Genomic DNA, 26,821 nt, shown 5'->3' with positions numbered 1-26,821 from the left:
CGCCGTGTTTAACCCGACTTCATTCTGATACCCAACGCGATGTGTATGCAGTCAGAGTGGATGTAGCGTTCGCTATATTTCAGGAGTGCATCATGAATAGTTTCAGCCAGACAGCGGAAGCGGTGCAAAAGCGCACCAATGCCCGTTACTGGATTGTGGTGATGTTATTTATCGTCACCTCGTTCAACTACGGTGACCGCGCAACCATTTCGATTGCCGGTTCGGCGATGTCCAAAGAGATCGGCCTTGATTCGGTCGGCCTTGGCTATATCTTCTCCGCCTTTTCCTGGGCGTACGTGATTGGGCAGATTCCGGGCGGCTGGCTGCTCGACCGCTTCGGCTCAAAACGCGTCTACTTCTGGAGCATCTTCCTCTGGTCGCTGTTTACCTTGCTGCAAGGCTTCGTCGATCTGTTCAGCGGTTTTGGCATTATCATTTCGCTGTTCCTGTTGCGCTTCCTGGTCGGCCTGGCTGAAGCGCCATCCTTCCCCGGCAATAGCCGCATTGTTGCGGCCTGGTTCCCGGCACAGGAGCGCGGCACCGCCGTCGCAATCTTTAACTCGGCGCAATACTTTGCCACGGTAATCTTCGCGCCGATCATGGGTTGGCTGGTCTCCGAAGTGGGCTGGGCGCACGTGTTCTGGTTCATGGGCGGATTGGGCATCATCCTCAGCTTTATCTGGCTGAAAGTGATCCACGATCCCACCGATCATCCGGGCGTCAACAAAGCCGAGCTGGAGTACATGGAGCAGGGCGGCGCGCTGATCAACATGGACGTCAAAAAGGATGACCGCAAAGTGAGCTGGAGCGAGAAGTGGTTCCAGATCAAACAGCTGCTGACCTCACGCATGATGCTGGGCATCTATCTCGGCCAATACTGCGTCAACGCCTTAACCTACTTCTTTATTACCTGGTTCCCGGTGTATCTGGTGCAGGCGCGCGGCATGTCGATTCTGAAGGCCGGCTTTATTGCTTCGATCCCTGCGGTGTGTGGCTTCCTCGGCGGCGTATTGGGCGGCGTGATTTCTGATTACCTGATGCGTAAAACCGGTTCGCTGAACATCGCGCGTAAAACGCCCATTGTGCTCGGTATGCTGCTCTCCATCTCGATGGTGATGTGTAACTACACCGACACCGAATGGGTGGTGGTGTTCTTTATGGCGCTGGCATTCTTCGGCAAAGGCATTGGTGCGCTGGGTTGGGCGGTGATGGCAGATACCGCACCGAAAGAGATCAGCGGTTTGAGCGGTGGCTTGTTCAACATGTTCGGTAACTTCTCCGGCATCGTCACGCCAATTGCCATCGGTTACATCATCGCCACCAGCGGATCCTTTGAGGGCGCGCTGATTTATGTCGGTATCCATGCCTTTGTCGCCGCATTTAGCTTCCTGGTGATTGCTGGCGATATCAAACGCGTTGAACTGAAAACCAGGCCATAAGGACGGAATATGACTACGCAAAGCACGCCGGTCATCACCGATATGCAGGTGATTCCGGTTGCCGGTTACGACAGCATGTTGCTCAACATCGGTGGCGCGCACAGCGCCTGCTTCACCCGCAATATCGTGGTGCTCACGGATAGCGCGGGACACACCGGCGTCGGTGAAGCGCCGGGCGGGGAAACCATCTACCAAACGCTGGTTGAGGCGATTCCGCAGGTAAAAGGTCAGCAGGTTGCCCGCATGAATCGTCTGGTGCAGCAGGTGCACAAAGGCAATCAGTCGGCGGATTTCGATACCTTCGGCAAGGGCGCGTGGACCTTCGAGCTGCGCGTCAATGCGGTGGCCGCGCTGGAAGCGGCGCTACTGGATTTACTCGGCCAATGTCTCGGCGTGCCGGTGGCGGAACTGCTCGGTCCGGGCCAGCAGCGCGATGAGGTCACGGTGCTCGGCTATCTGTTCTATCTCGGCGATCGTCGCAAAACCGATTTGCCGTATCTGACCGGCGAAAATGCCAGCCACGACTGGTATCACTTGCGTCATCAGGAGGCGCTGACGCCGGAATCTGTGGTGCGTCTGGCGGAAGCGGCGCAGGACAAATATGGCTTCAAAGATTTCAAACTCAAAGGCGGCGTGCTGCCGGGCGAGCAGGAGATTGAGTCGGCGGCGGCGCTAAAAAAACGCTTCCCCGATGCGCGCATCACCGTCGATCCCAACGGTGCCTGGACGCTGGATGAAGCCATTCGCTTGTGTAAAGGCATGGGCGATGTGCTGACCTACGCCGAAGATCCGTGCGGTGCCGAGCAGGGCTATTCCGGCCGCGAAGTCATGGCCGAATTCCGCCGTGCGACGGGGTTGCCGGTCGCCACCAACATGATCGCCACCAACTGGCGCGAGATGAACCACGCGGTGATGCTCAATGCCGTCGACATCCCGCTGGCCGATCCGCACTTCTGGACGCTGAGCGGCGCAGTGCGCGTGGCGCAGCTGTGTGATGACTGGGGGCTGACGTGGGGCTGTCACTCCAATAACCACTTCGATATTTCACTGGCGATGTTCACCCACGTTGGCGCTGCTGCGCCGGGTAAACCCACCGCGATTGATACGCACTGGATTTGGCAGGAGGGCGATCAGCGCCTGACCAAAGAGCCGCTGCAGATCCGCAACGGCAAAATCGCCGTGCCGGATAAGCCGGGCCTCGGCGTCGAGCTGGATTGGGATCGCCTGCATCAGGCAAACGCGTTGTACAAATCACTGCCGGCGGGCGCACGTAATGACGCCACCGCGATGCAGTATCTGGTTCCCAATTGGGCATTCGACCGCAAGCGTCCAGCCTTTGGTCGCGGCTAAGTTTAAGGAGCAGGAAATGAGTCAGACACCGAAAATAACATCGCTGCAGGTCATTCCGGTGGCCGGTCACGACAGCATGTTGCTTAACCTGAGTGGCGCGCATTCGCCGTTCTTTACCCGCAACATCGTCATCATTAAAGACAATGCCGGACACACCGGCGTCGGTGAGATTCCGGGCGGCGAAAAGATTCGTCAGACGCTGGAGGATGCTGCGGCGCTGGTGGTGCAGAAAACCGTTGGCGAATACAAGAACATCCTCAACCTGGTGCGCAGCACCTTTGCCGACCGCGATTCCAGCGGACGCGGCAACCAAACCTTTGATTTGCGTACCACCATTCACGTGGTTACTGGCATCGAAGCGGCGCTGCTCGATCTGCTGGGACAGCATTTAGGCGTGAACGTCGCCTCGTTGCTTGGCGATGGTCAGCAGCGCGACCGGGTAGAAATGCTCGGCTATCTGTTCTATGTCGGCGACCGCAAGAAAACCTCGCTACCGTATCAGAGCCAGGAAAATGACAAATGCGATTGGTATCGCCTGCGCCACGAAGAAGCGCTGACGCCGGATACGGTGGTGCGCCTGGCGGAAGCGGCCTATGAAAAATATGGCTTTAACGATTTCAAACTGAAAGGCGGCGTGCTGCGCGGTGGCGAAGAGGCCGAAGCGGTGACGGCGCTGGCGAAGCGCTTCCCGCAGGCGCGCGTGACGCTTGATCCTAACGGCGCCTGGTCGCTCAACGAGGCGATTCTGCTCGGTAAGCAGCTGAAAGGTGTGCTGGCCTATGCGGAAGATCCGTGCGGTGCTGAGCAGGGCTATTCCGGTCGCGAAGTGATGGCGGAATTCCGCCGCGCCACCGGCATGCCGACCGCCACCAATATGATCGCCACCGACTGGCGTCAAATGGGCCACACGCTGTCGCTGCAGTCGGTCGATATCCCGTTGGCCGATCCGCACTTCTGGACGATGCAGGGTTCGGTGCGCGTGGCGCAGATGTGTCACGACTTCGGCCTGACGTGGGGCTCGCACTCTAACAACCACTTCGACATTTCACTGGCGATGTTTACCCACGTTGCCGCCGCCGCACCAGGTGCGATTACCGCCATCGATACGCATTGGATTTGGCAGGAAGGCAATCAGCGCCTGACTAAAGAGCCGCTACAGATTAAAGGCGGCATGGTGCAGGTGCCGCAAAAACCGGGTCTCGGCGTCGAGCTGGATATGGATCAGGTGATGCAAGCCAACGCGCTGTATCAGAAACACGGTTTAGGCGCGCGTGATGATGCGCAAGCCATGCAGTTCCTCGTACCGAACTGGACCTTTGATAACAAGCGTCCGTGCCTGGTGCGCTAACTTTTCCGGCTCCCCGCGCGGGAGCCTGCTGTAACCGACAGGAGTGAAGACAATGAGCAATGCCTGGCAGAACCCTTTTCGTCGCCGTTTGCTGGCAGGAGAAACCCTGATTGGCAGCTGGTGCGCGCTGGCTAATCCCCTTACCACTGAAGTGCTGGGCCTGGCGGGCTTTGACTGGCTGGTGCTGGATGGCGAACACGCGCCGAATGACATCACCACCTTTGTGCCGCAGCTAATGGCACTGAAGGGCAGCCACAGCGCGCCGGTGGTGCGTCCGCCGTGCAACGAACCGATCATCATCAAGCGCTTGCTGGATATCGGCTTCTACAACTTCCTGGTGCCGTTTGTGGAAACCGAGGAAGAGGCGATTCGCGCGGTCGCGTCTACTCGCTATCCACCGGCGGGCATTCGCGGTGTGTCGGTTTCACACCGCAGCAACATGTACGGCACGCTGCCGGATTACAACAGCACCATTAACGACAACATCACGGTGCTGGTGCAGATCGAAACGCAACAGGCGGTGGACAACATCGATGCTATCGCCGCGGTGGAAGGTGTTGATGGCATCTTCGTTGGGCCGGGCGATCTCTCGGCCGCGCTCGGCTATCTGGGCCAGCCTGCGCATCCCGAAGTATTGAAAGTGATTAAACACGTCTTCGAACGCGCCAAAGCGGCGGGGAAACCGAGCGGCATTCTGGCGCCGGTGGAAGCCGATGCACGCCGCTATCTGGAGTGGGGCGCCAGCTTTGTAGCGGTAGGCAGCGATCTGGGTGTGTTCCGTAACGCCACGCAGGCGCTGTGTGACAAATTTAAAAAATAACTGACTGAGAGGAAAGGCAATGAAAATTGGATTTATCGGCCTCGGCATCATGGGCAAACCGATGAGTAAAAACCTGGTGAAAGCCGGTTATTCGCTGGTGGTGCGCGACCATAATGTTAGTAACGAAGCAGAGTTGGTGGAGCTGGGCGCCACCGTAGCCAAGACGCCAAAAGAGGTGGCTGAACAGGTGGATGTGTTGATCACCATGGTACCGAACTCGCCACAGGTTAAAGAGGTTTGCCTCGGTGCTAACGGCATCATCGAAGGCGCGAAGCCGGGCCTGATCGTTATCGACATGAGTTCCATTGCGCCGTTGGCCAGCCGCGAAGTGCATGATGCGCTGGCGGCGAAAGGCATCAAAATGCTCGATGCGCCAGTCAGCGGCGGCGAGCCGAAAGCGATTGAAGGCACGCTGTCGGTGATGGTGGGCGGCGATAAGGCGGTGTTTGATCAGTGCTACGACATCATGAAAGCGATGGCGGGTTCAGTGGTCCACACCGGTGACATTGGTGCGGGGAATGTGACTAAGCTGGCAAATCAGGTGATCGTGGCGCTTAACATCGCGGCGATGTCAGAAGCGCTGTCGCTGGCGACCAAAGCGGGCGTTAATCCTGAGCTGGTTTATCAGGCGATTCGTGGTGGTCTGGCAGGCAGCACCGTGCTGGATGCCAAAGCGCCGATGGTGCTGGATCGTAACTTCAAACCGGGCTTCCGCATCGATCTGCATATCAAAGATCTGGCCAATGCGCTGGATACCTCGCACGAGATCGGTGCGCATCTGCCGCTGACTGCCGCAGTGATGGAGATGATGCAGGCGCTGAAAGTGGATGGACAGGGCACTTCCGACCATAGCGCGCTAGCCTGCTATTATGAAAAATTAGCGAAAGTTGAGATCACCCGGTAGTGCAATCGTCCGGCGTCTACGGATGTCGGGCGGCTCGCTGCCTTCGCAGGACGGATGTCCGTCATCAACCGCGCTGGATTGCCTATGAAAATTGTCATCGCACCGGATTCATATAAAGAGAGTTTATCCGCCCTGGAAGTGGCTTCGGCGATTGAAGCGGGATTCCGCGAGATCTTTCCCGAAGCTGAGTACGTGAAAATACCGGTTGCCGACGGTGGTGAAGGCACGGTTGAAGCGATGGTGGCGGCAACGCAGGGAAACATTGTCCGGCTGACGGTTACTGGACCGCTCGGCAAGCCAGTGGAGGCGTTCTACGGTTTGTCAGGTGATGAGCGTACCGCATTTATCGAAATGGCGGCAGCCAGCGGGCTGGAGTTAGTGCCCGCGGCACAGCGCGATCCGCTGATTACCACCTCGTTCGGCACCGGCGAGCTGATCAAAGATGCGCTCGATCGCGGTGTCGATCACTTCATTATCGGCATTGGCGGCAGCGCCACCAATGATGGCGGTTCCGGCATGATGCAAGCGCTGGGCGCACAACTGCTGGATGAGCACGGCAAGCAAATCGCCTATGGCGGCGGCGCATTACCGCAGCTGGCGCGCATCGATATCGAACAGCTGGATGCGCGTATTAAGCAGTGTCGCTTTGAAGTCGCCTGCGATGTCAGCAATCCGCTCACCGGTGATAAGGGCGCTTCGGCGATCTTCGGTCCGCAGAAAGGTGCGACGCCGGAACTGGTGCAGCAGCTGGACAAAGCACTGGAACATTACGCCACCCTGATTCATCGCGATCTGGATATTGATGTTTTACACATTGATGGCGGCGGCGCGGCGGGCGGCATGGGCGCGGCGCTGCATGCGTTTTGTCAGGCCGAGTTACGCAGCGGCATTGAGATTGTCACTGAAGCCTTGGGCCTGGCCGAGCAGGTGAAAGATGCCGATCTGGTGATTACCGGCGAAGGGCGCATTGATAGTCAAAGCATTAACGGCAAGGTGCCGATTGGTGTGGCAAAGGTCGCGAAGCAGTTTGATAAACCGGTGATTGGCATTGCCGGAAGTTTAACCGCGGATGTCGGCGTGGTGCACCAACATGGGCTGGATGCGGTGTTCAGCGTGCTGTTTAGCATCTGCTCATTGGATGACGCGCTGGCCAACGCGGCGCAGAACGTGCGCCTGACGGCGCGCAATGTGGCGGCGGTGATAAAGCTGGGGAAAGGGAGATAGTTTTCCCTCACCCTAATCCTCTCCCAGAGGGGGAGGGAACCGATCGGAGAGATGGAATAAGTTTGCACGTAACTTCAGCATGCTCAGGGCAACTCCCTCGCCCGCTTGCGGGAGAGGGCTGGGGTGAGGGGAAAACCGCACCGCACTAACCCAACGCCAATAACTTCCTCGCTTCACGCGCCACGTTCGCCATCTCATCGCTCAACTCCAGCAGCTCCGGCTCCAGCGCGTCGATATCGCTCTCCTGATGCAAACTCTTCTCCAGCTGCTGACACAGCTGCTTCAGGCGCGGCACGCCGCTGTAGCTGGCGCTGCCGTGCAGCTTGTGGATAATCTCGCGCAATCCCACCACATCATTACTCGCCATTGCACTCTCTACGCGCTCTTCCACTTCCGGCAGGAAATCGAGCAGCATTTGCAGCAAATCGCGGGCTAAATCGGGTTTATTGGCGGCCTGACGTAGCGCCAGCGTCCAGTCCAGCGACGGCGCCACGTGCGGCTGTTGCGGCAGTGGCATGACCCGGTTCGGCGCGTAACGCTGCAGCAGTTGGCTGAGTTTATCCTCATCAATCGGCTTCGCCAGATAGTCATTCATGCCAGCGTTGATGAGCTGCGCACGTTCGCCATCCAGCGCATGCGCAGTAACGGCGACAATCGGTGTGGTGGCGTGCAGCGGCAGGCTGCGGATGATTTCGCTAGCGCGGATGCCATCGATATCCGGCATCTGAATGTCCATTAGAATCACGTCCAGCTTGTGCAGGCGCGCCTGACGAATCGCCTGCTCGGCGTTATCACACAGAATGATGTGCTGCACCTGCTCCTCCAGCAGTGCGCCAATCAGTTTCAGGTTGGCGGGATTGTCATCCACCGCCATTACCGTCAGCGGCTGACGTGCGCCGCGCGGCAGCGCATCGCTTTGCCAGTCATGTAAGTCCAGCAGCATCGGCAGCAAGCGCGTCAACGAAACCGGTTTGGCGATACACCCGGCAATGCCGCGCGCCCGTAAGTCATCGGCAAACAGCATCATTTCACTCGGCAGCGCCAGCAGCACCGAGTCGGCACGCGCATGCAGACGTTTAATCAATGCATCCGGCAACGTCGCAGGATGCGGCTCGGTGACCGGCAAACCCATCAGCAGCAGCGGGAAGTGCGTCTCGGGCATCTCTTCCAGGCTGGAGAAGTGCTGCACCTGCAGCGGCGTGATGCTTAGCATCTCCTGCACCGCTTTCGCCACCGCTGGATGTGGCTCGATATACGCCAGCGGTGTGGCGCGCAAATCGTCCAACATGCGCGGAATGGCTGGCGCATTGGGATTGAGATCGAGATGAATATGCACCCAGAAGGTTGAACCCTGATTCGGACGGCTGTGGAAGGCAATTTCGCCGCCCATTTCGCTCACCAGTTTCTGCGTAATCACCAACCCTAAACCGGTGCCGCCATGACGGCGCGTAATGCTGGCATCGGCCTGACGAAACGCCTGGAATAGCTGCGACTGCTGCTGTTCAGAGATACCGATGCCGGTGTCATGCACCTGAATCTCCAGCTCGACGCGCGTAGTGTTGATGCTGCGCAGCTCAACGCGCAAATCGATATGACCGTGCTCGGTGAACTTGATCGCGTTACCAATCAGGTTAATCATGATCTGCTGCAGGCGCAGCGGATCGCCAATCACATTATCCGGCACCTGTTTTTCCAGGCACACGGTAATTTCCAGCCCTTTGTCATGGGCAGATGGCGCCAGCAGCACCAGCGTTTCATCCAGCGTGGCGCGCAGCGGGAACGGGATCGACTCCAGCACCAGCTTGCCGGCTTCCAGTTTCGAGAAATCGAGCACGTCATTAATGATGCTCAGCAGGTTATTCGCCGAACGCTCGATGGTGCTCATGTAGTCGCGTTGATTGGTGCTCAGCCCGGTTTTTAGCATCTGACGGGTAAAGCCAATTACGCCGTTCAGCGGCGTACGCAGCTCATGCGACATGTTGGCGAGGAATTCCGATTTGATGCGCGCCGCTTCCTGCGCGCGCTTCTTCGCCAGATCCAGCTCGACGTTCTGAATCTCCAGCTGCTCCAGCGTTTCACGCAGATCGTAAGTCGCCTGATCGATGTTCTGCTGCATCTCTTCGTGATAGGCGGTGAGCGACATTGCCATGGCGTTGATGCCGTTTTTCAGAATGCTCAGCTCGCCCAGCATGTAGCCATCGACGCGGCTGTCCAGCTGGCCACGACGAATGCGGTCCACGGTGGTAACCATATTGCGAATTGGGCCGGTGACGTCGCGCATCAGGCGATAGGCAAACAGCATGGCGATACACAGGCAGAACAGCAGCAGCAGCGTGGCGACAAATACTTCTTTGTACTGCTCCAGCCGCACCGATTGCAGATCCAGTTCGATCGCCACATAACCCAGCGGATTCCCGGCTGGTTTGGCATCTTCGCCCGGCAGCTCATCCACCGAATAGCGTTCAGAGATAATCGGCGTGCGCAGAATCATAATTGTGCCTTGCCGCTCCACCGAGACGCCATCTTCCAGCGTGGAGATGTCCTCTTTTTGCAGCAGCGCCAGATTCTGATTGTTATTCGAGGTGACGTAGACGTGATTGTTGTTGTCGAAAATGGTGATGGCACGGACAATATCGGAGTGGCGGCGATGCAGCAGACTAACTAACTCGCGAATCGCATCGCGGTTGTGCCACGTCATGCCGTATTCACTGGAGACCGCCAGCGGTTCGATGATGTTCGCTCCCGCATCGTGCACCTGATGCTGTAATTCATTGTAGCGGTGCACCACAAAGAAGGTACTGAGCAGCAGACCAATCATTAGCGTTGGCGCCAGTATCAGAATCATCATTCGCGCCCGCAGGCTGTATTTGGTCATAATTGTGGCCTAGCGACTCCTGGCATTTTTTCCCTGTGCGAGCACGGTTAATGGCTGCACACCCAATTAACGTAGAGATTTCACAATACTATGGCGCAATTTTACTCCGCAAAACAGCGTGTGACGACGAAGGCTCACATATCCGTCACCATTGAAGACCTCGATCCTTTCGGACAAGGTGTTGCGCGCCATAAAGGCAAGGCGATGTTTGTTAGCGGTGCGCTGCCCGGTGAACAGGCGGAAGTGACGGTGTTCGAGGATAAAAGCAAATACGCACGCGCCAAAGCCAACAAGATCATTAATCCCAGCCCACAGCGGGAAACACCGCGCTGCGTCCATTTTGGCGTGTGCGGCGGCTGCCAGCAGCAACATGCCTCGGTGGCTTTGCAGCAGGAGAGTAAAGCGCGCGCCTTGAGCCGCATGTTAAGCCGCGAAGCGCCGCTGCCGGTGAAGGTCGATGAGATCATCAGCGGCAGCGCGTGGGGTTATCGTCGCCGGGCGCGTTTAGGATTGCAGTGGCAGCCAAAACAGCAGCGTCTGCAAATGGGGTTCCGCCAGGCCGCCAGCAACGATCTGGTTGAACTGAAGCAATGCCCGGTTTTGGTGCCCGAACTTGAAGCGTTGCTGCAGCCGCTGCACCAGTGCCTCAGCGATTTACAGGCAGTTAAACGGTTAGGCCACGTAGAATTGGTGCTGGCGGATAATGGCCCGCTGATGGTGCTGCGTCATCTTGATGCATTATCTGCCGGCGACCGCGCAAAACTGGAACGCTTTTCGCATGAGCAGCAACTGTCGCTCTATCTGGCTGATGGCAGTGAAAGTTTGCAGGCGCTGAATGCGCGCGAACCTTTTTATCACTCGTTGAATTTGCCGCTATCCTTTAGCCCGCAGAATTTTATTCAGGTCAACGATGGTGTGAATCAGCAGATGGTCGCCAAAGCCATTGAATGGCTGGATTTGCAGCCAGAGGATCGTGTGCTGGATTTGTTCTGCGGCATGGGAAACTTTACCTTGCCATTAGGAAAGTTCGTACAAAATGTTGTAGGTGTGGAGGGCGTTGCAGCATTAGTGCAGCAGGCAGCGTATAATGCTGAGCAGACTAATCTCAAGAATGTTCGCTTTTTCCAGCATAACCTGGAGGAAGATGTATCGCGTCAGCCGTGGGCGACGCAGGGATTTAACAAGGTGTTACTGGATCCAGCGCGTGCTGGGGCCGCGGGCGTAATGGCGCATGTGGTTAAACTTGCGCCGCAACGTGTGGTCTATGTTTCCTGTAACCCTACAACGCTGGCGCGTGACAGTCAGACATTGCTGTCAGCGGGCTACCATTTGGAAAGGGTCGCGATGCTGGATATGTTCCCCCATACCAGTCATCTCGAATCCATGGTGCTGTTTAGCAAAGCATAAGCGATGTCCACATCGCTGTGGCAGGAGAGGATATGGTTGCGGTTAGAAGTGCGCATTTAAATACGGCGGGCGAATTTGCCCTCGACCAGTGGATCGCCAGTTTGAGTATCAACAATCCGCAATCCTGTCAGCGACTGGCGGATGCGTGGCGCTACTGTGAAGCCGAAACGCACAACCATCCTGATCAAGCTCTGCTGCTGTGGCGCGGTATTGAGATGGTGGAAATTCTCACCATGCTCAGCATGGACATTGACAGCCTGCGCGCGGCGCTGCTGTTCCCGCTCGCCAACGCCGATGTGGTGAGCGAAGAGGATCTCGAAAAAGCCTTTGGCAAAGAGATTGTGATGTTGGTGCACGGCGTGCGCGACATGGATGCTATTCGCCAGCTGAAAGCGATTCACAACGATTCGATGGCCTCCGAGCAGGTGGATAACGTGCGCCGCATGCTGCTGGCGATGGTGGAAGATTTCCGCTGCGTGGTCATCAAGCTGGCAGAACGTATCGCCCATCTGCGTGAAATGAAAGACGCGCCAGAAGATGAGCGCGTGCTCGCGGCGAAAGAGAGCACCAATATCTACGCGCCGCTGGCCAACCGCTTGGGTATCGGCCAGCTCAAATGGGAGCTGGAAGATTACTGCTTCCGCTATCTGCATCCCGATGAATACAAACGCATTGCTAAGCTGCTGCATGAACGCCGTATTGACCGCGAAGGCTATATTGAAAGCTTCGTTGCCAATCTGCGCGCCGAGATGCAGAAAGAGGGCGTGCGTGCTGAAGTGTATGGCCGTCCGAAACACATCTACAGCATCTGGCGCAAGATGCAGAAGAAGTCGTTAGCGTTCGATGAGCTGTTTGACGTGCGCGCGGTGCGTATCGTGGCGGAACGGCTGCAGGATTGCTACGGCGCGCTTGGTACGGTGCATACGCTGTTTCGCCATCTGCCGAGTGAGTTTGACGACTACGTTGCCAACCCCAAGCCTAACGGCTATCAATCGATTCATACCGTGGTGCTGGGTCCGCAGGGCAAAACGGTGGAAATCCAGATTCGTACGCGCCAGATGCATGAAGATGCCGAGCTGGGCGTCGCCGCACACTGGAAGTACAAAGAAGGTCCAACCTCCAGCAACGCGCGCGGCGCGGCAGGACATGAAGGGCGCATCGCCTGGCTGCGTAAGCTGATTAGCTGGCAGGAAGAGATGGCTGATTCCGGCGAGATGCTGGAAGAGGTGCGCAGCCAGGTATTCGACGACCGCGTGTATGTGTTTACCCCGAAAGGTGACGTGGTCGATCTGCCGGCGGGATCAACGCCGCTCGACTTCGCCTACCATATTCACAGCGATATCGGCCACCGCTGCATTGGCGCCAAAATCAGCGGGCGCATCGTGCCGTTTACCTATCAGTTGCAGATGGGCGATCAGATTGAAGTGATCACCCAGAAACAGCCAAACCCAAGCCGCGACTGGCTGAACCCGAACCTCGGCTATATCACCACCAGCCGCGGACGCTCGAAAATTCACGCTTGGTTCCGCAAACAGGATCGTGACAAAAATATCATTGCTGGCCGTCAGATCCTCGAAAGCGAGCTAAATCAGATGGATATCAGCATGCGCGAAGCGGAAAAACTGCTGCTGCCGCGCTATAACGTCAGTTCGCAGGATGAGCTGCTGGCGATGATTGGCGGCGGCGATATTCGCCTCAATCAGATGGTGAATTTCCTGCAGGGCAAGCTCAACAAGCCGAGCGCCGAAGAGGAAGATCGCGAGGCGCTGCGCCTGCTGACGCAGAAGTCACATGCGCCGTCCGCGCGTAAAGAGAGCGGTCGCGTGGTGGTGGAAGGCGTGGGCAATCTGCTGCACCACATCGCCCGCTGCTGCCAGCCAATTCCAGGCGACGATATCGTGGGCTTTATCACCCAGGGGCGCGGCATCTCGATTCACCGCGCCGACTGCGACCAGTTAACCGAGCTGATTTCGCACGCACCGGAACGTATCGTTGATGCGGTGTGGGGCGAGGATTACTCCAGCGGTTATTCGCTGGTGGTACGCGTTACCGCCAACGATCGTAGCGGCCTGCTACGCGATATCACCACCATTCTGGCTAACGAGAAGGTCAATGTGCTCGGCGTCTCCAGCCGCAGTGACACCAAAAAGCAGCTGGCGACCATTGATATGGATATTGAGATCTATAACCAGCAAGTGCTTGGCCGCGTGCTGGCGCGCCTTAATCAGGTGCCGGATATTATCGACGCGCGCCGTTTGCATTGATTCAGAGCCGTTTGTCCCCCATCCCGACCTTCCCCCGTTCGCGGGGGAAGGAGACGCTGCCGTATGTGTAACCGGCGCAGTCTCTCCCAAAATTTTCCCAAAGGATCCTTTCATGACGCCCTTAAATCGCCTGCTCACCATCATGCAAACCTTGCGCGACCCGGAGCGCGGCTGCCCGTGGGATCGTCAGCAAACCTTCACCTCGATCGCGCCTTATACGCTGGAAGAAACCTACGAAGTGATCGATGCCATCCAGCGTGAAGATTTTGCCGATCTGCGCGGTGAACTTGGCGATCTGCTGTTTCAGGTGGTGTTCTACGCGCAGATGGCCGATGAGCAGCAGCGCTTTAATTTCGATGACATCTGTAACGCCATCAGCGACAAACTTGAGCGTCGTCATCCGCACATTTTTGGCGATGTTCAGGCTGCAACCAGCGAAGAAGTGCTGAAAAACTGGGAAGCCATCAAGCACAGCGAACGCGCAGAAAAATCGCAGCACTCGGCGCTGGACGACATTCCTAAAGCGCTGCCGGCATTGATGCGCGCGCACAAAATTCAGAAGCGTTGCAGCTCGGTGGGCTTCGACTGGAACAATCTCGGCCCGGTGCTGGATAAAGTGCATGAAGAGATCGATGAGGTGATGCACGAAGCGCAGCAAGCGGTGGTGGATAACGCCAGGCTGGAAGAGGAAATCGGTGATTTGCTGTTCGCGACCGTCAATTTGTCGCGCCATCTAGGCAGCAAAGCGGAAATCGCATTGCAGAAAGCCAATGATAAATTTGAGCGCCGCTTCCGTGAAGTTGAAGCCATCATCGCCTCACAAGGGTTAGCCATGAGCGATGCGACCCTGGACCAAATGGAAGCCGCCTGGCAGCAGGTGAAAGTGAGCGAGAACAAACAGTAAGCGAATCTGGCGATTATTCCAGCGCTGCGCATAAATTCGCCGCTTGAGCTTACTCGATTCAGCCTTGCGGCGACTTTGTGACGTACATCAACATTTCGCACCATGCTATCCGCTATGTTACCGGCTTACCTGTGGAGGACGATGGTGTGATTCATCAATTGTGGCTTAAGACGACTTCAAGTATACTATTTTCCCGTCTTGGTTATTCCACCGTCTTTAAACCTAAACTCTCAGGTTCAGCATGACAACGAATTATATTTTTGTGACCGGCGGGGTTGTTTCCTCTCTGGGCAAAGGCATTGCCGCAGCCTCCCTCGCAGCCATCCTTGAAGCACGTGGTCTTAATGTGACCATCATGAAACTCGATCCGTACATCAACGTCGATCCGGGTACCATGAGCCCAACGCAGCACGGTGAAGTATTTGTTACCGATGATGGGGCCGAAACCGATCTGGATTTAGGTCACTACGAGCGCTTCATCCGCACCAAAATGTCGCGCCGTAACAACTTTACTACCGGTCGTATCTACTCAGAAGTGCTGCGCAAAGAGCGTCGCGGTGACTATCTGGGCGCCACGATTCAGGTTATTCCACACATCACCAACGCCATCAAAGAACGCATTATTGAAGGCGGCGAAGGTCATGACGTGGTTCTGGTCGAGATCGGTGGTACCGTGGGTGATATCGAATCCCTGCCGTTCCTCGAAGCGATTCGCCAGATGGCGGTCGATGTCGGTCGTGAACACACCATGTACATGCACCTGACGCTGGTGCCATATATGGCGGCCGCAGGCGAAGTGAAAACCAAGCCAACCCAGCATTCAGTGAAAGAGCTGCTGTCGATCGGGATTCAGCCAGACGTGCTGATCTGCCGTTCTGACCGCGCGGTGCCAGCGAACGAACGCGCTAAAATCGCGCTGTTCTGTAACGTGCCAGAAAAAGCGGTTATTTCCCTGAAAGATGTGGATTCCATCTACAAGATTCCAGGCATGCTGAAATCGCAAGGTCTGGATGATTACATCTGCAAGCGTTTCAATCTGAACGCGCCGGAAGCGAACCTGGCCGAATGGGAACAGGTTATTTACGAAGAAGCCAATCCGGGCGGCGAAGTGACCATCGGTATGGTCGGCAAATATGTCGAACTGCCGGATGCGTACAAGTCAGTGATTGAGGCCTTGAAACACGGTGGCCTGAAAAATCGCGTTACCGTGAATATCAAATTGATCGACTCGCAGGATGTTGAAACGCGCGGTGTCGAATTACTGAAAGATCTGGATGCTATTCTGATCCCTGGCGGCTTCGGCTACCGCGGTGTGGAAGGCAAAATGATGACGGCGCAATACGCCCGTGAGAACAACGTGCCTTACCTGGGAATTTGCCTGGGCATGCAGGTTGCGCTGATGGAATTTGCCCGCAACGTTGCCGGTATGGAAGGCGCGAACTCTACGGAATTTGTGCCAGACTGTAAGTATCCGGTGGTTGCGCTTATCACCGAATGGCGTGACGAAGAGGGCAACGTTGAACAGCGTACTGAGCAGAGCGATCTGGGCGGCACCATGCGTCTGGGCAGCCAGCAGTGCCAGTTGACGCCGGAAAGCAAAGTGCGTCAGTTGTACGGTTCTGAAATCATTACCGAACGCCACCGTCATCGTTACGAAGTAAACAATATGTTGCTGAAGCCGATTGAAGCGGCGGGTCTGCATATTGCCGGTCGTTCTGGCGACGATCAGCTGGTTGAGATCATTGAGATCCCGAACCACCCGTGGTTTGTTGCCTGTCAGTTCCACCCGGAATTCACGTCGACCCCACGCGATGGTCATCCGCTGTTCGCTGGCTTTGTGAAAGCCGCGCAGGAACACCAGAAGCGTTTAGCGAAGTAAGTTTCACGAACAACGCGCGAACTTTTCGCGCGTTGTTTGTCTTAGGATTGACTAACTTGTACTGAGGAAAATCGAATGTCCAAAATCGTAAAAGTCATCGGTCGCGAAATCATCGACTCCCGTGGCAACCCAACTGTAGAAGCAGAAGTGCATCTGGAAGGCGGTTTCGTTGGTCTGGCTGCTGCGCCATCAGGTGCATCAACCGGTTCTCGCGAAGCTCTGGAGCTGCGTGACGGTGACAAATCTCGTTTCCTGGGCAAAGGCGTAACCAAAGCGGTTGCGGCTGTTAACGGTCCAATCGCTAACGCGGTAACCGGTAAAGATGCCAAAGACCAGGCGAACATCGATAAGATCATGATCGAGCTGGACGGTACTGAGAACAAATCTAACTTCGGTGCTAACGCCATTCTGGCGGTTTCACTGGCTGCTGCTAAAGCTGCTGCTGCCTCTAAAGGCCTGCCGCTGTACGCACACATCGCTGAACTGAACGGCACCCCAGGCAAATACTCTATGCCGCTGCCAATGATGAACATCATCAACGGTGGTGAGCACGCCGACAACAACGTCGACATCCAGGAATTCATGATTCAGCCGGTTGGCGCGCCAACCCTGAAAGAAGCGATCCGCATGGGTTCTGAAGTCTTCCATCACCTGGCGAAAGTGCTGAAGTCTAAAGGCATGAGCACTGCAGTTGGTGACGAAGGTGGCTACGCGCCAAACCTGGGTTCTAACGCCGAAGCGCTGGCTGTTATCGCTGAAGCGGTAAAAGCAGCAGGCTACGAACTGGGCAAAGACATCACCCTGGCGATGGACTGCGCAGCATCTGAATTCTACAAAGACGGCAAATATGTGCTGGCTGGCGAAGGCAACAAAGCCTTCTCTTCAGAAGAGTTTACCCACTTCCTGGAAGACCTGACCAAACAGTACCCAATCGTTTCTATCGAAGACGGTCTGGATGAATCTGACTGGACTGGTTTCGCCTACCAGACCAAAGTGCTGGGCGACAAAATCCAGCTGGTGGGTGACGATCTGTTCGTAACCAACACCAAGATCCTGAAAGAAGGTATCGATAAAGGCATCGCTAACTCCATCCTGATCAAATTCAACCAGATCGGTTCACTGACCGAAACTCTGGCTGCAATCAAGATGGCGAAAGATGCGGGTTATACCGCGGTGATTTCACACCGTTCAGGTGAAACCGAAGATGCAACCATCGCTGACCTGGCGGTAGGTACGGCGGCTGGCCAGATCAAAACCGGTTCTATGAGCCGTTCTGACCGTGTTGCTAAGTACAACCAGCTGATTCGTATCGAAGAAGCGCTGGGCAGCAAAGCACCGTTCAACGGTCTGAAAGAAGTTAAAGGCCAGGCGTAATCGCCTGAGTATGCTGCCTGCGGGCAGCATCGTCTGAATGAAGCCCCGCCTTGTGCGGGGCTTTTGCTTTTATTTGGCACGAAGCAACTGTGACCTGGCGCATAAGATCTGCCATAATCTGCGCCTCAAATTTTAGACGTGAGTAAATAATGTTCTACCCGATTAACGAAATGTTCCAGACGCTGCAGGGCGAAGGTTTTTACACCGGTGTTCCGGCGCTGTTCATCCGCTTACAAGGATGTCCGGTGGGCTGTAGCTGGTGTGATACCAAACATACCTGGGAAAAGCGGGCGGATCGGGAGACCTCGCTGGGTGATATTCTGGTCAAAACCGTGGAAAGCGATGCGTGGGGCAGCGCCGATGCGGCCATGTTGATCGACACCATCCAACGTCAGGGCTGGACCGCACGTCATGTGGTGATCACCGGCGGCGAACCGGCGATTTTTGATCTGCGCCCTTTGACGGAACAATTAGAAGCGGCGGGTTTTGCCTGCCAGATCGAAACCAGCGGCACGCACGACGTGCAGTGTTCCGACGCAACATGGGTGACGGTTTCACCCAAGGTGAACATGCGCGGTGGCTATGATGTTTTGCCGCAGGCACTGCAGCGTGCAGATGAGATTAAACATCCGGTGGCGCGTGAGCGTGATGTGGAAGCGTTAGATGCGTTGCTGGCAGGATTACACGACGATAAAAAGCGCATTGTGGCACTGCAACCGATCAGCCGTGGTGATGCGGCAACGAAACTCTGTATTGAAACCTGTATCGCCCGCAACTGGCGGCTTTCGATGCAGACGCACAAATACCTGAATATTGCCTGAGTTCTAAGGTCGCCATGCATGGCGACCTCACTCACGGTTACGGCTTCACTGACCTCAACCGCGATAAACGCAGCCAGCGGTGCAGGTCTCTTTAATCATTACCGCACTCAATTCCGGCAGAATCGGCTTCATCTGATCCCAAATCCATTTCGCCAGCACTTCACTGGTAGGATTCTCCAGACCCGGAATGTCATTCAGATAGTGATGATCGAGGCGTTCATACAGCGGCTTAAACTTCGCCTTCAGTTCGGCAAAATCCATCACCCAACCGGTATGCGCATCCACTTCGCCGGTAATTTCTAATCGAACCAGGAATGAATGGCCGTGCAAACGCCCACATTTATGGCCTTCCGGCACGTGAGGTAAGCGGTGGGCAGATTCAAACTGGAACTCTTTAAATAACGTGGTAGACATAATGGCTCTCAGACTTAAAAACCGCTGAAGTCTACCTGAATTGCAGATTTTTCGCACCCGCTGGCAAAGAAAAGGGCATTTTGCGCCATGCCGACAGCAAAACGCCTAATTAACTCATTGAATCATATCGCCTTCATTTACCACTTTTGCTGGTTAACTTTACCCGAAAAACCACTTAGTCATTTTGGTTATTTAATATGTCGAAGGCGTATTTAATCGTTAATATACAGCCCGGTAACCTACGCACTCTTTCGCAACATATTGATCCGGACTTCTGACACTGGAATTTTTAACGCAATGACGACTCAGGCACCAGGTTCACTGCTTCCGTTATCACCGGAGCAACTCGCGCGCTTACAGGCGGCGACCACGGATTTCAACACCACTCAGATGGCCTGGCTCTCCGGCTATTTCTGGGGCATGGTCAATCAGACGCCGGGTGCGGCTGCCGCGCCAGCGCCTGTGCAAACAGAAACCCCGACCATTACGCTGATCTCCGCCTCGCAGACCGGTAACGCGCGTCGCCTGGCTGAGCAACTGCGTGATGACCTGCTGGCTGCCAAGCTGAGCGTCAATCTGGTTAACGCCGGCGATTATAAATTCAAGCAGATCGGTCAGGAAAAGCTGCTGGTGGTGGTGACTTCCACGCAAGGCGAGGGCGAGCCGCCGGAAGAGGCCGTGGCGCTGCATAAATTCCTGCTGTCGAAGAAAGCGCCGAAGTTCGCAGGCACAGCGTTTGCGGTGTTCGGTCTCGGCGATACCTCTTATGAGTTTTTCAGCAAAGCCGGTAAAGACTTTGATGAACGTCTGGCTGAGCTGGGTGCAGAACGTCTGCTGGATCGTGTGGATGCCGATGTTGAATACAAAGAGCAGGCGAACGCCTGGCGTCAGCAGATCACCGAGATTCTGAAAGCGCGTGTGCCGAGCGAATCGCCAGCACAGGCCGCCATCACCGCGGCGGGCAGCGTTAATCTGGTCGACAGCAGCCCGTACACCAAAGAAGAGCCGCTGGTGGCCAGCCTGGCGGCCAACCAGAAGATCACCGGACGCGATTCGGATAAAGATGTGCGTCACATTGAGATCGACCTTGGCGATTCTGGCCTGCGCTATCAGCCGGGCGACGCACTCGGCGTGTGGTTTGAAAACGATGACGAGCTGGTGCAGGAACTGCTGCAGCTGGTGTGGCTGAAAGGTGACGAGCAGGTCGACGTGCAGGGCAAAACCCTGCCGCTGGCCGAGGCGCTGAAAACCCATTTCGAACTGACGGTCAACACGCCACAAATCGTCGAACAGTATGCCACGCTGTCCCGCAATGACGCGCTGCTGGCGCTGGCCGGTGATAAGCCGAAGCTGCAGAGTTATGCGCAGAGCTTCCCGATTGTCGATATGGTGCGTCAGGCACCGACCGAACTGAATGCCGAACAATTAACCGGCCTGCTGCGTCCGCTGACGCCGCGCCTCTACTCCATCGCCTCATCGCAGGCGGAGAACGAAACCGAAGTGCACATCACCGTAGGTGCGGTGCGCTTTGAAATCGACGGTCGTCAGCGCGGCGGCGGCGCCTCAACCTGGTTGGCGGATCGTATTGAGGAAGAAGGCGAAATTCGCGTCTTCATCGAGCACAACGATAACTTCCGTTTACCGGCTAACCCGGAAACGCCAGTGATCATGATTGGTCCGGGCACCGGCATCGCGCCGTTCCGCGCCTTTATGCAGCAGCGCGATAACGATGGCGCAGGCGGTAAAAACTGGCTGTTCTTCGGTAACCCGCATTTCACCGATGATTTCCTCTATCAGGTGGAGTGGCAGAAGTATGTCAAAGATGGCCTGCTGACCCATATTGATCTGGCATGGTCGCGCGATCAGGCCGAGAAGGTTTACGTACAAGATAAAATCCGCGCCAAAGGTGCGGAGGTGTGGAGCTGGTTACAGGAAGGCGCACACCTTTACGTCTGCGGCGACGCCAATCGTATGGCGAAAGACGTTGAGCAGGCATTACTGGATGTGGTGGTCGAACACGGCGGCATGGATCGTGAAACGGCTGACGAATTTTTAAGTGAGCTGCGCATTGAGCGCCGTTATCAGCGAGACGTTTACTAATGAGCGAAAAACATCCTGGACCGCTGGTCGTTGAAGGCAAGCTGGTCGACGCTGAGCGTCTGAAAAAACAGAGCAACTACCTGCGCGGCACCATCCTCGACGATCTCGACGATGGCCTGACCGGCGGCTTCACTGGCGACAACTTCCTGCTGATCCGTTTCCACGGTATGTACCAGCAGGATGACCGCGACATTCGTGCCGAGCGTGTAGCGCAGAAACTCGAACCGCGTCACGCTATGATGCTGCGTTGCCGTCTGCCGGGCGGCGGCATCACGCCAACGCAGTGGCTGGCGATTGACAAATTCGCCACCGATAAAACCATTTATGGCAGCATCCGGTTGACCAACCGCCAGACCTTCCAGTTTCACGGCATTCTGAAGAAGAACGTCAAGCCGACGCACCAGATGCTGCACGAAGTCGGGCTGGATGCGCTGGCGACCGCCAACGACGTGAACCGTAACGTGCTGTGCACCTCGAATCCGGTGGAATCAGAGCTGCATCAGGAAGCGTACGAGTGGGCGAAAAAGCTGTCAGAGCATCTGCTACCGCAAACCCGCGCTTACGCGGAAATCTGGTGGGACAAAGAGAAGGTCGCCACCACCGATAAAGAGCCGATTCTTGGCGAAACCTATCTGCCGCGTAAATTCAAAACCACGGTGGTGGTGCCGCCGCATAACGATGTCGATCTGCATGCCAATGACCTGAACTTCATCGCCATCGCCGAGCAGGGCAAGCTGATTGGTTTTAACCTGCTGGTGGGCGGGGGCTTGTCGATCGATCACGGCAACAAAGCGACTTATGCGCGCACCGCAAGCGAATTCGGCTTTCTGCCGGTCGAGAAGATCCTCGACGTGGCGGCTGCGGTGGTCACCACGCAGCGCGATTGGGGGAATCGTACCGATCGTAAAAATGCCAAGACCAAATACACGCTGGAACGCGTCGGTGTTGAAACCTTCAAAGCGGAAGTGGAAAAGCGTGCCGGTCTGACCTTCGAACCGATTCGTCCGTATGCGTTCACCTCGCGCGGCGATCGCGTTGGCTGGGTGAAAGGCATCGATGAGAAATGGCACCTGACGCTGTTCATTGAGAACGGCCGTCTGCTGGATTATCCTGGCCGTCCGCTGAAACGCGGCATCGCCGAAATTGCCAAAATCCATCAGGGCGATTTCCGTCTGACGGCTAACCAGAACCTGATTGTGGCTGGCGTGCCGGAGAAGCAAAAAGCGCAGATCGAAGCCATCGCCCGTGAACACGGTTTGATGGAAGCGGTCACGCCGCAGCGTGAGAACTCGATGGCGTGTGTGGCGTTCCCGACCTGTCCGCTGGCGATGGCCGAAGCCGAGCGCTTCCTGCCGTCGTTCGTGACCAAAGTGGAAGAGATCATGCATAAGCATGGTGTCGGCGAAGAGCACATAGTGTTACGCGTTACCGGTTGCCCAAATGGTTGTGGCCGTGCTTTGCTGGCGGAGTTAGGTCTGGTGGGCAAAGCGCCTGGCCGTTACAACTTACACATTGGCGGCAACCGTGAAGGTACGCGCATTCCGCGTATGTACCGCGAGAACATCAACGAAGGTGAAATCCTCGCCAGCATTGATGAGCTGGTGGCGCGCTGGGCAACCGAGCGTCAGGCCAACGAAGGCTTCGGCGACTTCGTGATTCGCACCGGCATTATTAAAGCCGTGGTTGATCCCGCCCGTGATTTCTGGGACTCGGAGGCAGTATGACGGTACTCGATCTCGCAGCACTGAATGGTTCATCAAAAGTTGACCGCATCATGGCGCTGGCGGAAAGCAACGTGCAGCTGGAGAAACTCTCCGCTGAACAACGCGTGGGCTGGGCATTAGAACTGCTGCCAGGCGCATTTGTGCTGTCATCCAGCTTTGGTATTCAGGCGGCGGTTTTGCTGCATATGGTGACGCAGCAGAAGCCGGACATTCCGGTGATCCTGACCGATACCGGTTATCTGTTCCCGGAAACTTACCGCTTTATTGATGAGCTGACCGACAAGCTCAATCTCAACCTGCAAATCTTCAGTGCGGAGACCTCAGCGGCATGGCAGGAAGCGCGTTACGGCAAACTGTGGGAGCAGGGCGTCGAAGGGATTGAGCAGTATAACCAGATCAACAAAGTGGAACCGATGAACCGCGCGCTGGAAACGCTGGGCGCGCAAACCTGGTTTGCTGGCCTGCGCCGCGATCAGTCTGGCAGTCGCGCCAGTTTGCCGGTGCTGGCGGTGCAGCGCGGCGTGTTCAAGATTCTGCCGATCATTGATTGGGATAACCGTCAGGTGCATCAGTATCTGACCCAACACGGATTGAAATACCATCCGCTGTGGGATGAAGGTTATCTGTCAGTGGGCGATACGCATACCACCAAAAAGTGGGAACCGGGCATGGCAGAGGAAGAGACACGCTTCTTCGGCCTGAAGCGCGAGTGCGGGTTGCATGAAGGTTGATTGGTAGGTGCTGGTTGTCCCCCATCCTTGGTTTGTGCTCGCTTTCCCCCTCTTCGGTCCTCCCCCATGAATGGGGGAGGAAGATGCTGCCAGTTGGTGCTCGCTTTCCCCCTCCTCGGTCCTCCCCCATAAATGGGGGGGGAAGATGCTGCCATATGTGAGTTCTGAAGCTGCATGTGGCAGCGTCTCCTTCCCCCGCTTGCGGGGGAAGGCCGGGATGGGGGACAGCCAGCACAATCGAGTAAGGAACAGCCAGCACAATCAAACCCCCTGTAACCCCGCAAACTCTTCCGCCGCACGCGTCACATTCACTTTCGTCACTTCATAATGCGCCACCGCCACAAACGGATCTTCCGCCAGGATGGTATCTAATCGCGCACGATCAATATCCTTCACCAACAGCACGCCGCCCGTACGTGGATCTTTGCGTCCCGCCGCAATAAACACGCCGTTAGCGAAATAGCGATCCAGCCAGCTAATGTGCGGTTCCAGTAACGCTTCCACTTCTTCTACCGGACGAAAATAGTTTAGATATACCACGTACATAGGGAATCCTCAGGTTGTCGGATTAGCAAGCTCGGTCAGCAGCGGCAGCAGAATCTTCACGCTGTCACGCGTGCGCTGGGTGATGCGGCCAGGCAGCCAGTGGTCGAGGTAGTTGAGATTATCGCGCTCGGTTTGATGGCGCACATTGCCTTCCGGGAAGTGGCTGGAACGCGCGCGCTGCTGCTGCCCATCTTTGTTGCCCAGCGTCCAGTTGGCGGCGGTGACATCCATCAGTGGCATGCCGGCTTTGTCGAACGGATTGACGCCAGGATAATCGCGTGCGGTCATCGCGTGGCTGGCGGCGGAGATACCGTAACGGTGCGCCAACTGCACGGCACGCGCGCTGGTCTGTTTGCGTACCGCCGCTGGCGTATTGATGCCGCTGTTAAAGTAAAGATGATCACCGACAATCAGGCTATTCAGATCGATCACCAGCAGCGTGTTCTTCTTCTCCTGCGCGCTCATACGCGCCAGATAATCATCCATGCCGTGCAAACCCGCTTCACCGGCGCTCAGCGCCACAAAGCGCACGCCGTAGTGCAGCGGCGTTTTGCTTAGCGCCTGCGCCAGCTCCAGCATCACGCCAAGCCCGGAGGCATTGTCATCCACGCCCTGCAAACGCAGGCCGCCGAGATTGTTATCGGCTTCGTGGCGGCTGAGCGGCGTCCAGGTATCCAGATGCGTAACGATCAGGATCTCCTGCGGCACTTCACCGGCCCGCGCGGCAATCACCGACGTGGCCGTAACTTTGTGGGTGCGGCTCTCGCCCTTTTTCTCCAGCCAGCTATAGCTGGTTTTAAACTGGCGGGTATTACTCTGATATCCCAGCTGACTGAACTGCTGCTGCAGATAATCGGCAGTCAGCAACTCGGCGGGACTGCCGCTCATGCGGCCGGGGAAATAGGTGGCGATATGGCGAAGCTGCTGTTCGGCAAAATGCCCTGGCGCGCTGTTGCTCGCAGCCTGAACAAAGAAAGGCAAACCGCCCGCGAGCAGTGCAGCCAGCACAGTGCGGCGGAGAGTGGCAAACATAGTTAGCGTCCTTTTCTGACATCCGGTCATGCTAAAAAAATTCCGACTTAGTATGAAACTGTGACGACACTTGCACAATTTGATTTGCTCCGAAACACCAGCAATATCATTTGTTAAGCACAAAATGTTATCAGCAATCCTGGGTCGTTATTCCATTCGGTAACTACTCATTCCAATTCGTAATTTCATCTGCTGGAAGGGCGGGACGTATAGTCGCGTTAACTTATTGTAAAACTAGCAAGGTTAACGTGGATTATCTGCCTCTCTTTGCCGATCTCAAAAGCCGTCCGGTGCTGGTTGTCGGCGGTGGCGACATCGCGGCGCGCAAAATTGAACTGCTGCGGCGTGCCGGTGCGCGCGTGCTGGTCGCCGCGCGCGAACTCGGTCATGAGCTGCAGGCGCTGCTGGAAATTGAGGCGATTGAATGGATCGCCCACCGCTTCGATCCGGCGCAGCTGGATGGCGTGTTCCTCGTGATTGCCGCTACCGATGACAACGCGCTTAACGCGCAGGTGTTCGATGCCGCCAATGCGCGCCACAAGCTGGTGAACGTGGTGGACGATCAGCCGAAGTGCAGCTTTATCTTCCCGTCGATTGTCGATCGTTCACCGCTGGTGGTGGCCATCTCCTCCAGCGGCACCGCGCCGGTGTTAGCGCGTCTGCTGCGTGAAAAAATTGAAGCGTTACTGCCGGCCAATCTCGGGCAGATGGCGGAAGTGGCCGGGCAGTGGCGCGACAAGGTGAAGCAGCGCTATCACCGCATGTCTGACCGCCGTCGCTTCTGGGAGCGCGCCTTTAACGGTCTGTTCGCCAGCCAGATGGCGGCGGGTAACGTCCATGAAGCGCGGCGCACGCTGGATCACGAACTGGAAAACGATAGCGACAATCAGGGCGAAATTACGCTGGTAGGCGCCGGTCCAGGCGACAGCGGTTTGCTGACGTTGCGTGGCTTGCAGGTGATGCAGCTGGCCGATGTGGTGCTGTATGACCATCTGGTCAGCGACGAAGTGCTTGAGCTGGTGCGGCGCGATGCCGACCGCATCTGCGTCGGTAAACGCGCTGGTGCGCATTCGGTGCCGCAGGAAGAGACCAATCAGATGCTGGTGACGCTGGCACAACAGGGTAAACGCGTGGTGCGCCTGAAAGGCGGCGATCCGTTTATTTTTGGCCGCGGTGGCGAAGAGCTGCAGGCGGCGCAGGCCGCGGGCATTCCGTTCCAGGTGGTGCCGGGCATCACCGCTGCAGCAGGCGCAACCGCCTATGCCGGTATTCCACTGACCCATCGCGACCACGCGCAGAGCGTGCTGTTTATTACCGGTCACTGTCGCGCGGATGGCGACGGCATTGATTGGCCGTCGCTGGCGCGCGCACGTCAAACCTTAGCGATTTATATGGGCACGGTGAAAGCGGCGGAAATCGCTGCCGGGCTTATCGAACATGGCCGCGCCGCCTCCACGCCGGTAGCGGTGATTGGGCGCGGCACGCGTCAGGATCAGCAGGTGCTGACCGGCACATTGGATCAACTGGAGGCGCTGGCTGCGGCCGCGCCCACGCCAGCACTGTTAGTGATTGGCGAAGTCGTAAATTTGCACGGGCAATTGGCCTGGTTCCAACATTCGGCACAGCAGGGGGCTCGCGAGTCCGCCGTTGTCAATTTGGCTTGAG

At 56.5% G+C, this 26,821-nt stretch carries 20 protein-coding genes; 16 read left to right on the top strand and 4 right to left on the bottom strand.

The genetic code is table 11. The features are described 5' to 3' along the window. The first annotated feature begins 92 nt into the window (after nt 1-92). The 6 genes from ACVLVH_RS19520 to ACVLVH_RS19495 all read left to right on the top strand — a co-directional run bounded on the left by ACVLVH_RS19520 (nt 93) and on the right by ACVLVH_RS19495 (nt 7,085). Nucleotides 93-1,439, top strand: coding sequence for an MFS transporter (locus ACVLVH_RS19520; RefSeq protein WP_101762584.1), 1,347 nt, complete (start codon nt 93-95; stop codon nt 1,437-1,439). A gap of 9 nt (nt 1,440-1,448) precedes the next feature. Continuing rightward, complete coding sequence (locus ACVLVH_RS19515; protein ID WP_192236500.1) at nt 1,449-2,789, top strand: enolase C-terminal domain-like protein; 1,341 nt, start codon at nt 1,449-1,451, stop codon at nt 2,787-2,789. Nucleotides 2,790-2,805: 16 nt separating this feature from the next. After that, nucleotides 2,806-4,137 carry a glucarate dehydratase gene (gene gudD, locus ACVLVH_RS19510; RefSeq protein WP_192412005.1) on the top strand — a complete coding sequence of 444 codons (1,332 nt, stop codon included), beginning with the start codon at nt 2,806-2,808 and terminating at the stop codon, nt 4,135-4,137. Between the two features lie 52 nt (nt 4,138-4,189). Next, nucleotides 4,190-4,957, top strand: a complete 768-nt coding sequence (gene garL / locus ACVLVH_RS19505) for a 2-dehydro-3-deoxyglucarate aldolase (RefSeq protein WP_192412004.1) — start codon at nt 4,190-4,192, stop codon at nt 4,955-4,957. A 19-nt stretch (nt 4,958-4,976) separates the two neighbouring features. After that, on the top strand, nt 4,977-5,861 hold the full coding sequence (garR, locus tag ACVLVH_RS19500) for a 2-hydroxy-3-oxopropionate reductase (protein WP_064738030.1): 885 nt from the start codon (nt 4,977-4,979) through the stop codon (nt 5,859-5,861). An 84-nt stretch (nt 5,862-5,945) separates the two neighbouring features. Then, complete coding sequence (locus tag ACVLVH_RS19495) at nt 5,946-7,085, top strand: glycerate kinase (protein WP_192412003.1); 1,140 nt, start codon at nt 5,946-5,948, stop codon at nt 7,083-7,085. A 145-nt stretch (nt 7,086-7,230) separates the two neighbouring features. Here the strand turns inward: ACVLVH_RS19495 and barA are convergent, their stop codons facing one another. After that, nucleotides 7,231-9,960, bottom strand: a complete 2,730-nt coding sequence (gene barA, locus ACVLVH_RS19490; protein WP_192412002.1) for a two-component sensor histidine kinase BarA — start codon at nt 9,958-9,960, stop codon at nt 7,231-7,233. Between the two features lie 90 nt (nt 9,961-10,050). On the opposite strand from barA, the gene rlmD reads away from it, so the two are divergent. From rlmD to queE, 6 genes are all read left to right on the top strand, one after another. Beyond that, nucleotides 10,051-11,367 (top strand): 23S rRNA (uracil(1939)-C(5))-methyltransferase RlmD, encoded by a 1,317-nt coding sequence (rlmD, locus tag ACVLVH_RS19485; RefSeq protein WP_192412001.1) that lies wholly within the window; start codon nt 10,051-10,053, stop codon nt 11,365-11,367. 32 nt (nt 11,368-11,399) lie between these two features. Then, nucleotides 11,400-13,631: a GTP diphosphokinase gene (gene relA / locus ACVLVH_RS19480; protein WP_101762592.1), complete on the top strand. Its 2,232-nt coding sequence runs from the start codon at nt 11,400-11,402 to the stop codon at nt 13,629-13,631. A gap of 112 nt (nt 13,632-13,743) precedes the next feature. Continuing rightward, complete coding sequence (mazG, locus tag ACVLVH_RS19475) at nt 13,744-14,535, top strand: nucleoside triphosphate pyrophosphohydrolase (RefSeq protein ID WP_192412000.1); 792 nt, start codon at nt 13,744-13,746, stop codon at nt 14,533-14,535. A 241-nt stretch (nt 14,536-14,776) separates the two neighbouring features. After that, a complete protein-coding gene (gene pyrG, locus ACVLVH_RS19470) occupies nt 14,777-16,414 on the top strand; it encodes a glutamine hydrolyzing CTP synthase (protein ID WP_007891723.1) in 1,638 nt (545 codons plus the stop codon). 75 nt (nt 16,415-16,489) lie between these two features. Then, complete coding sequence (gene eno, locus ACVLVH_RS19465) at nt 16,490-17,788, top strand: phosphopyruvate hydratase (protein WP_101762594.1); 1,299 nt, start codon at nt 16,490-16,492, stop codon at nt 17,786-17,788. Between the two features lie 149 nt (nt 17,789-17,937). Then, nucleotides 17,938-18,609 carry a 7-carboxy-7-deazaguanine synthase QueE gene (queE, locus tag ACVLVH_RS19460; RefSeq protein WP_110868307.1) on the top strand — a complete coding sequence of 224 codons (672 nt, stop codon included), beginning with the start codon at nt 17,938-17,940 and terminating at the stop codon, nt 18,607-18,609. A 54-nt stretch (nt 18,610-18,663) separates the two neighbouring features. Here the strand turns inward: queE and queD are convergent, their stop codons facing one another. Then, the gene (gene queD / locus ACVLVH_RS19455; RefSeq protein WP_167391191.1) at nt 18,664-19,023 is read right to left on the bottom strand and encodes a 6-carboxytetrahydropterin synthase QueD; all 360 of its coding nucleotides are present in this window, start codon (nt 19,021-19,023) and stop codon (nt 18,664-18,666) included. 297 nt (nt 19,024-19,320) lie between these two features. Here queD and cysJ point away from each other — a divergent pair, with 297 nt between their 5' ends. The 3 genes from cysJ to ACVLVH_RS19440 are packed head-to-tail and all read left to right on the top strand — an operon-like array spanning nt 19,321 to nt 23,578. Continuing rightward, the gene (gene cysJ, locus ACVLVH_RS19450) at nt 19,321-21,123 is read left to right on the top strand and encodes an NADPH-dependent assimilatory sulfite reductase flavoprotein subunit (protein ID WP_280172011.1); all 1,803 of its coding nucleotides are present in this window, start codon (nt 19,321-19,323) and stop codon (nt 21,121-21,123) included. Next, nucleotides 21,123-22,847: an assimilatory sulfite reductase (NADPH) hemoprotein subunit gene (gene cysI / locus ACVLVH_RS19445; RefSeq protein ID WP_498949966.1), complete on the top strand. Its 1,725-nt coding sequence runs from the start codon at nt 21,123-21,125 to the stop codon at nt 22,845-22,847. The genes cysJ and cysI overlap by 1 nt, the downstream gene beginning before the upstream one ends. Next, on the top strand, nt 22,844-23,578 hold the full coding sequence (locus ACVLVH_RS19440; RefSeq protein ID WP_498949965.1) for a phosphoadenylyl-sulfate reductase: 735 nt from the start codon (nt 22,844-22,846) through the stop codon (nt 23,576-23,578). Before cysI ends, ACVLVH_RS19440 begins: the two co-directional genes overlap by 4 nt. A gap of 261 nt (nt 23,579-23,839) precedes the next feature. On the opposite strand, the gene ACVLVH_RS19435 is transcribed toward ACVLVH_RS19440, so the two are convergent. Both ACVLVH_RS19435 and ACVLVH_RS19430 read right to left on the bottom strand, forming a co-directional pair. Then, a complete protein-coding gene (locus ACVLVH_RS19435) occupies nt 23,840-24,124 on the bottom strand; it encodes a YciI family protein (protein ID WP_110868310.1) in 285 nt (94 codons plus the stop codon). Nucleotides 24,125-24,133: 9 nt separating this feature from the next. After that, nucleotides 24,134-25,156 (bottom strand): aminopeptidase, encoded by a 1,023-nt coding sequence (locus ACVLVH_RS19430; protein ID WP_192411998.1) that lies wholly within the window; start codon nt 25,154-25,156, stop codon nt 24,134-24,136. Nucleotides 25,157-25,404: 248 nt separating this feature from the next. Between ACVLVH_RS19430 and cysG the strand changes: the two genes are divergently transcribed. Further along, nucleotides 25,405-26,820 carry a siroheme synthase CysG gene (gene cysG, locus ACVLVH_RS19425; protein ID WP_101762601.1) on the top strand — a complete coding sequence of 472 codons (1,416 nt, stop codon included), beginning with the start codon at nt 25,405-25,407 and terminating at the stop codon, nt 26,818-26,820. The last annotated feature ends 1 nt before the right edge of the window (nt 26,821 follow it).

Source organism: Kluyvera sp. 1366 (assembly GCF_054823405.1).
The sequence above is the reverse complement of the archived record's forward strand: the minus strand, read 5'-3'. Positions and strand labels throughout refer to the sequence as shown.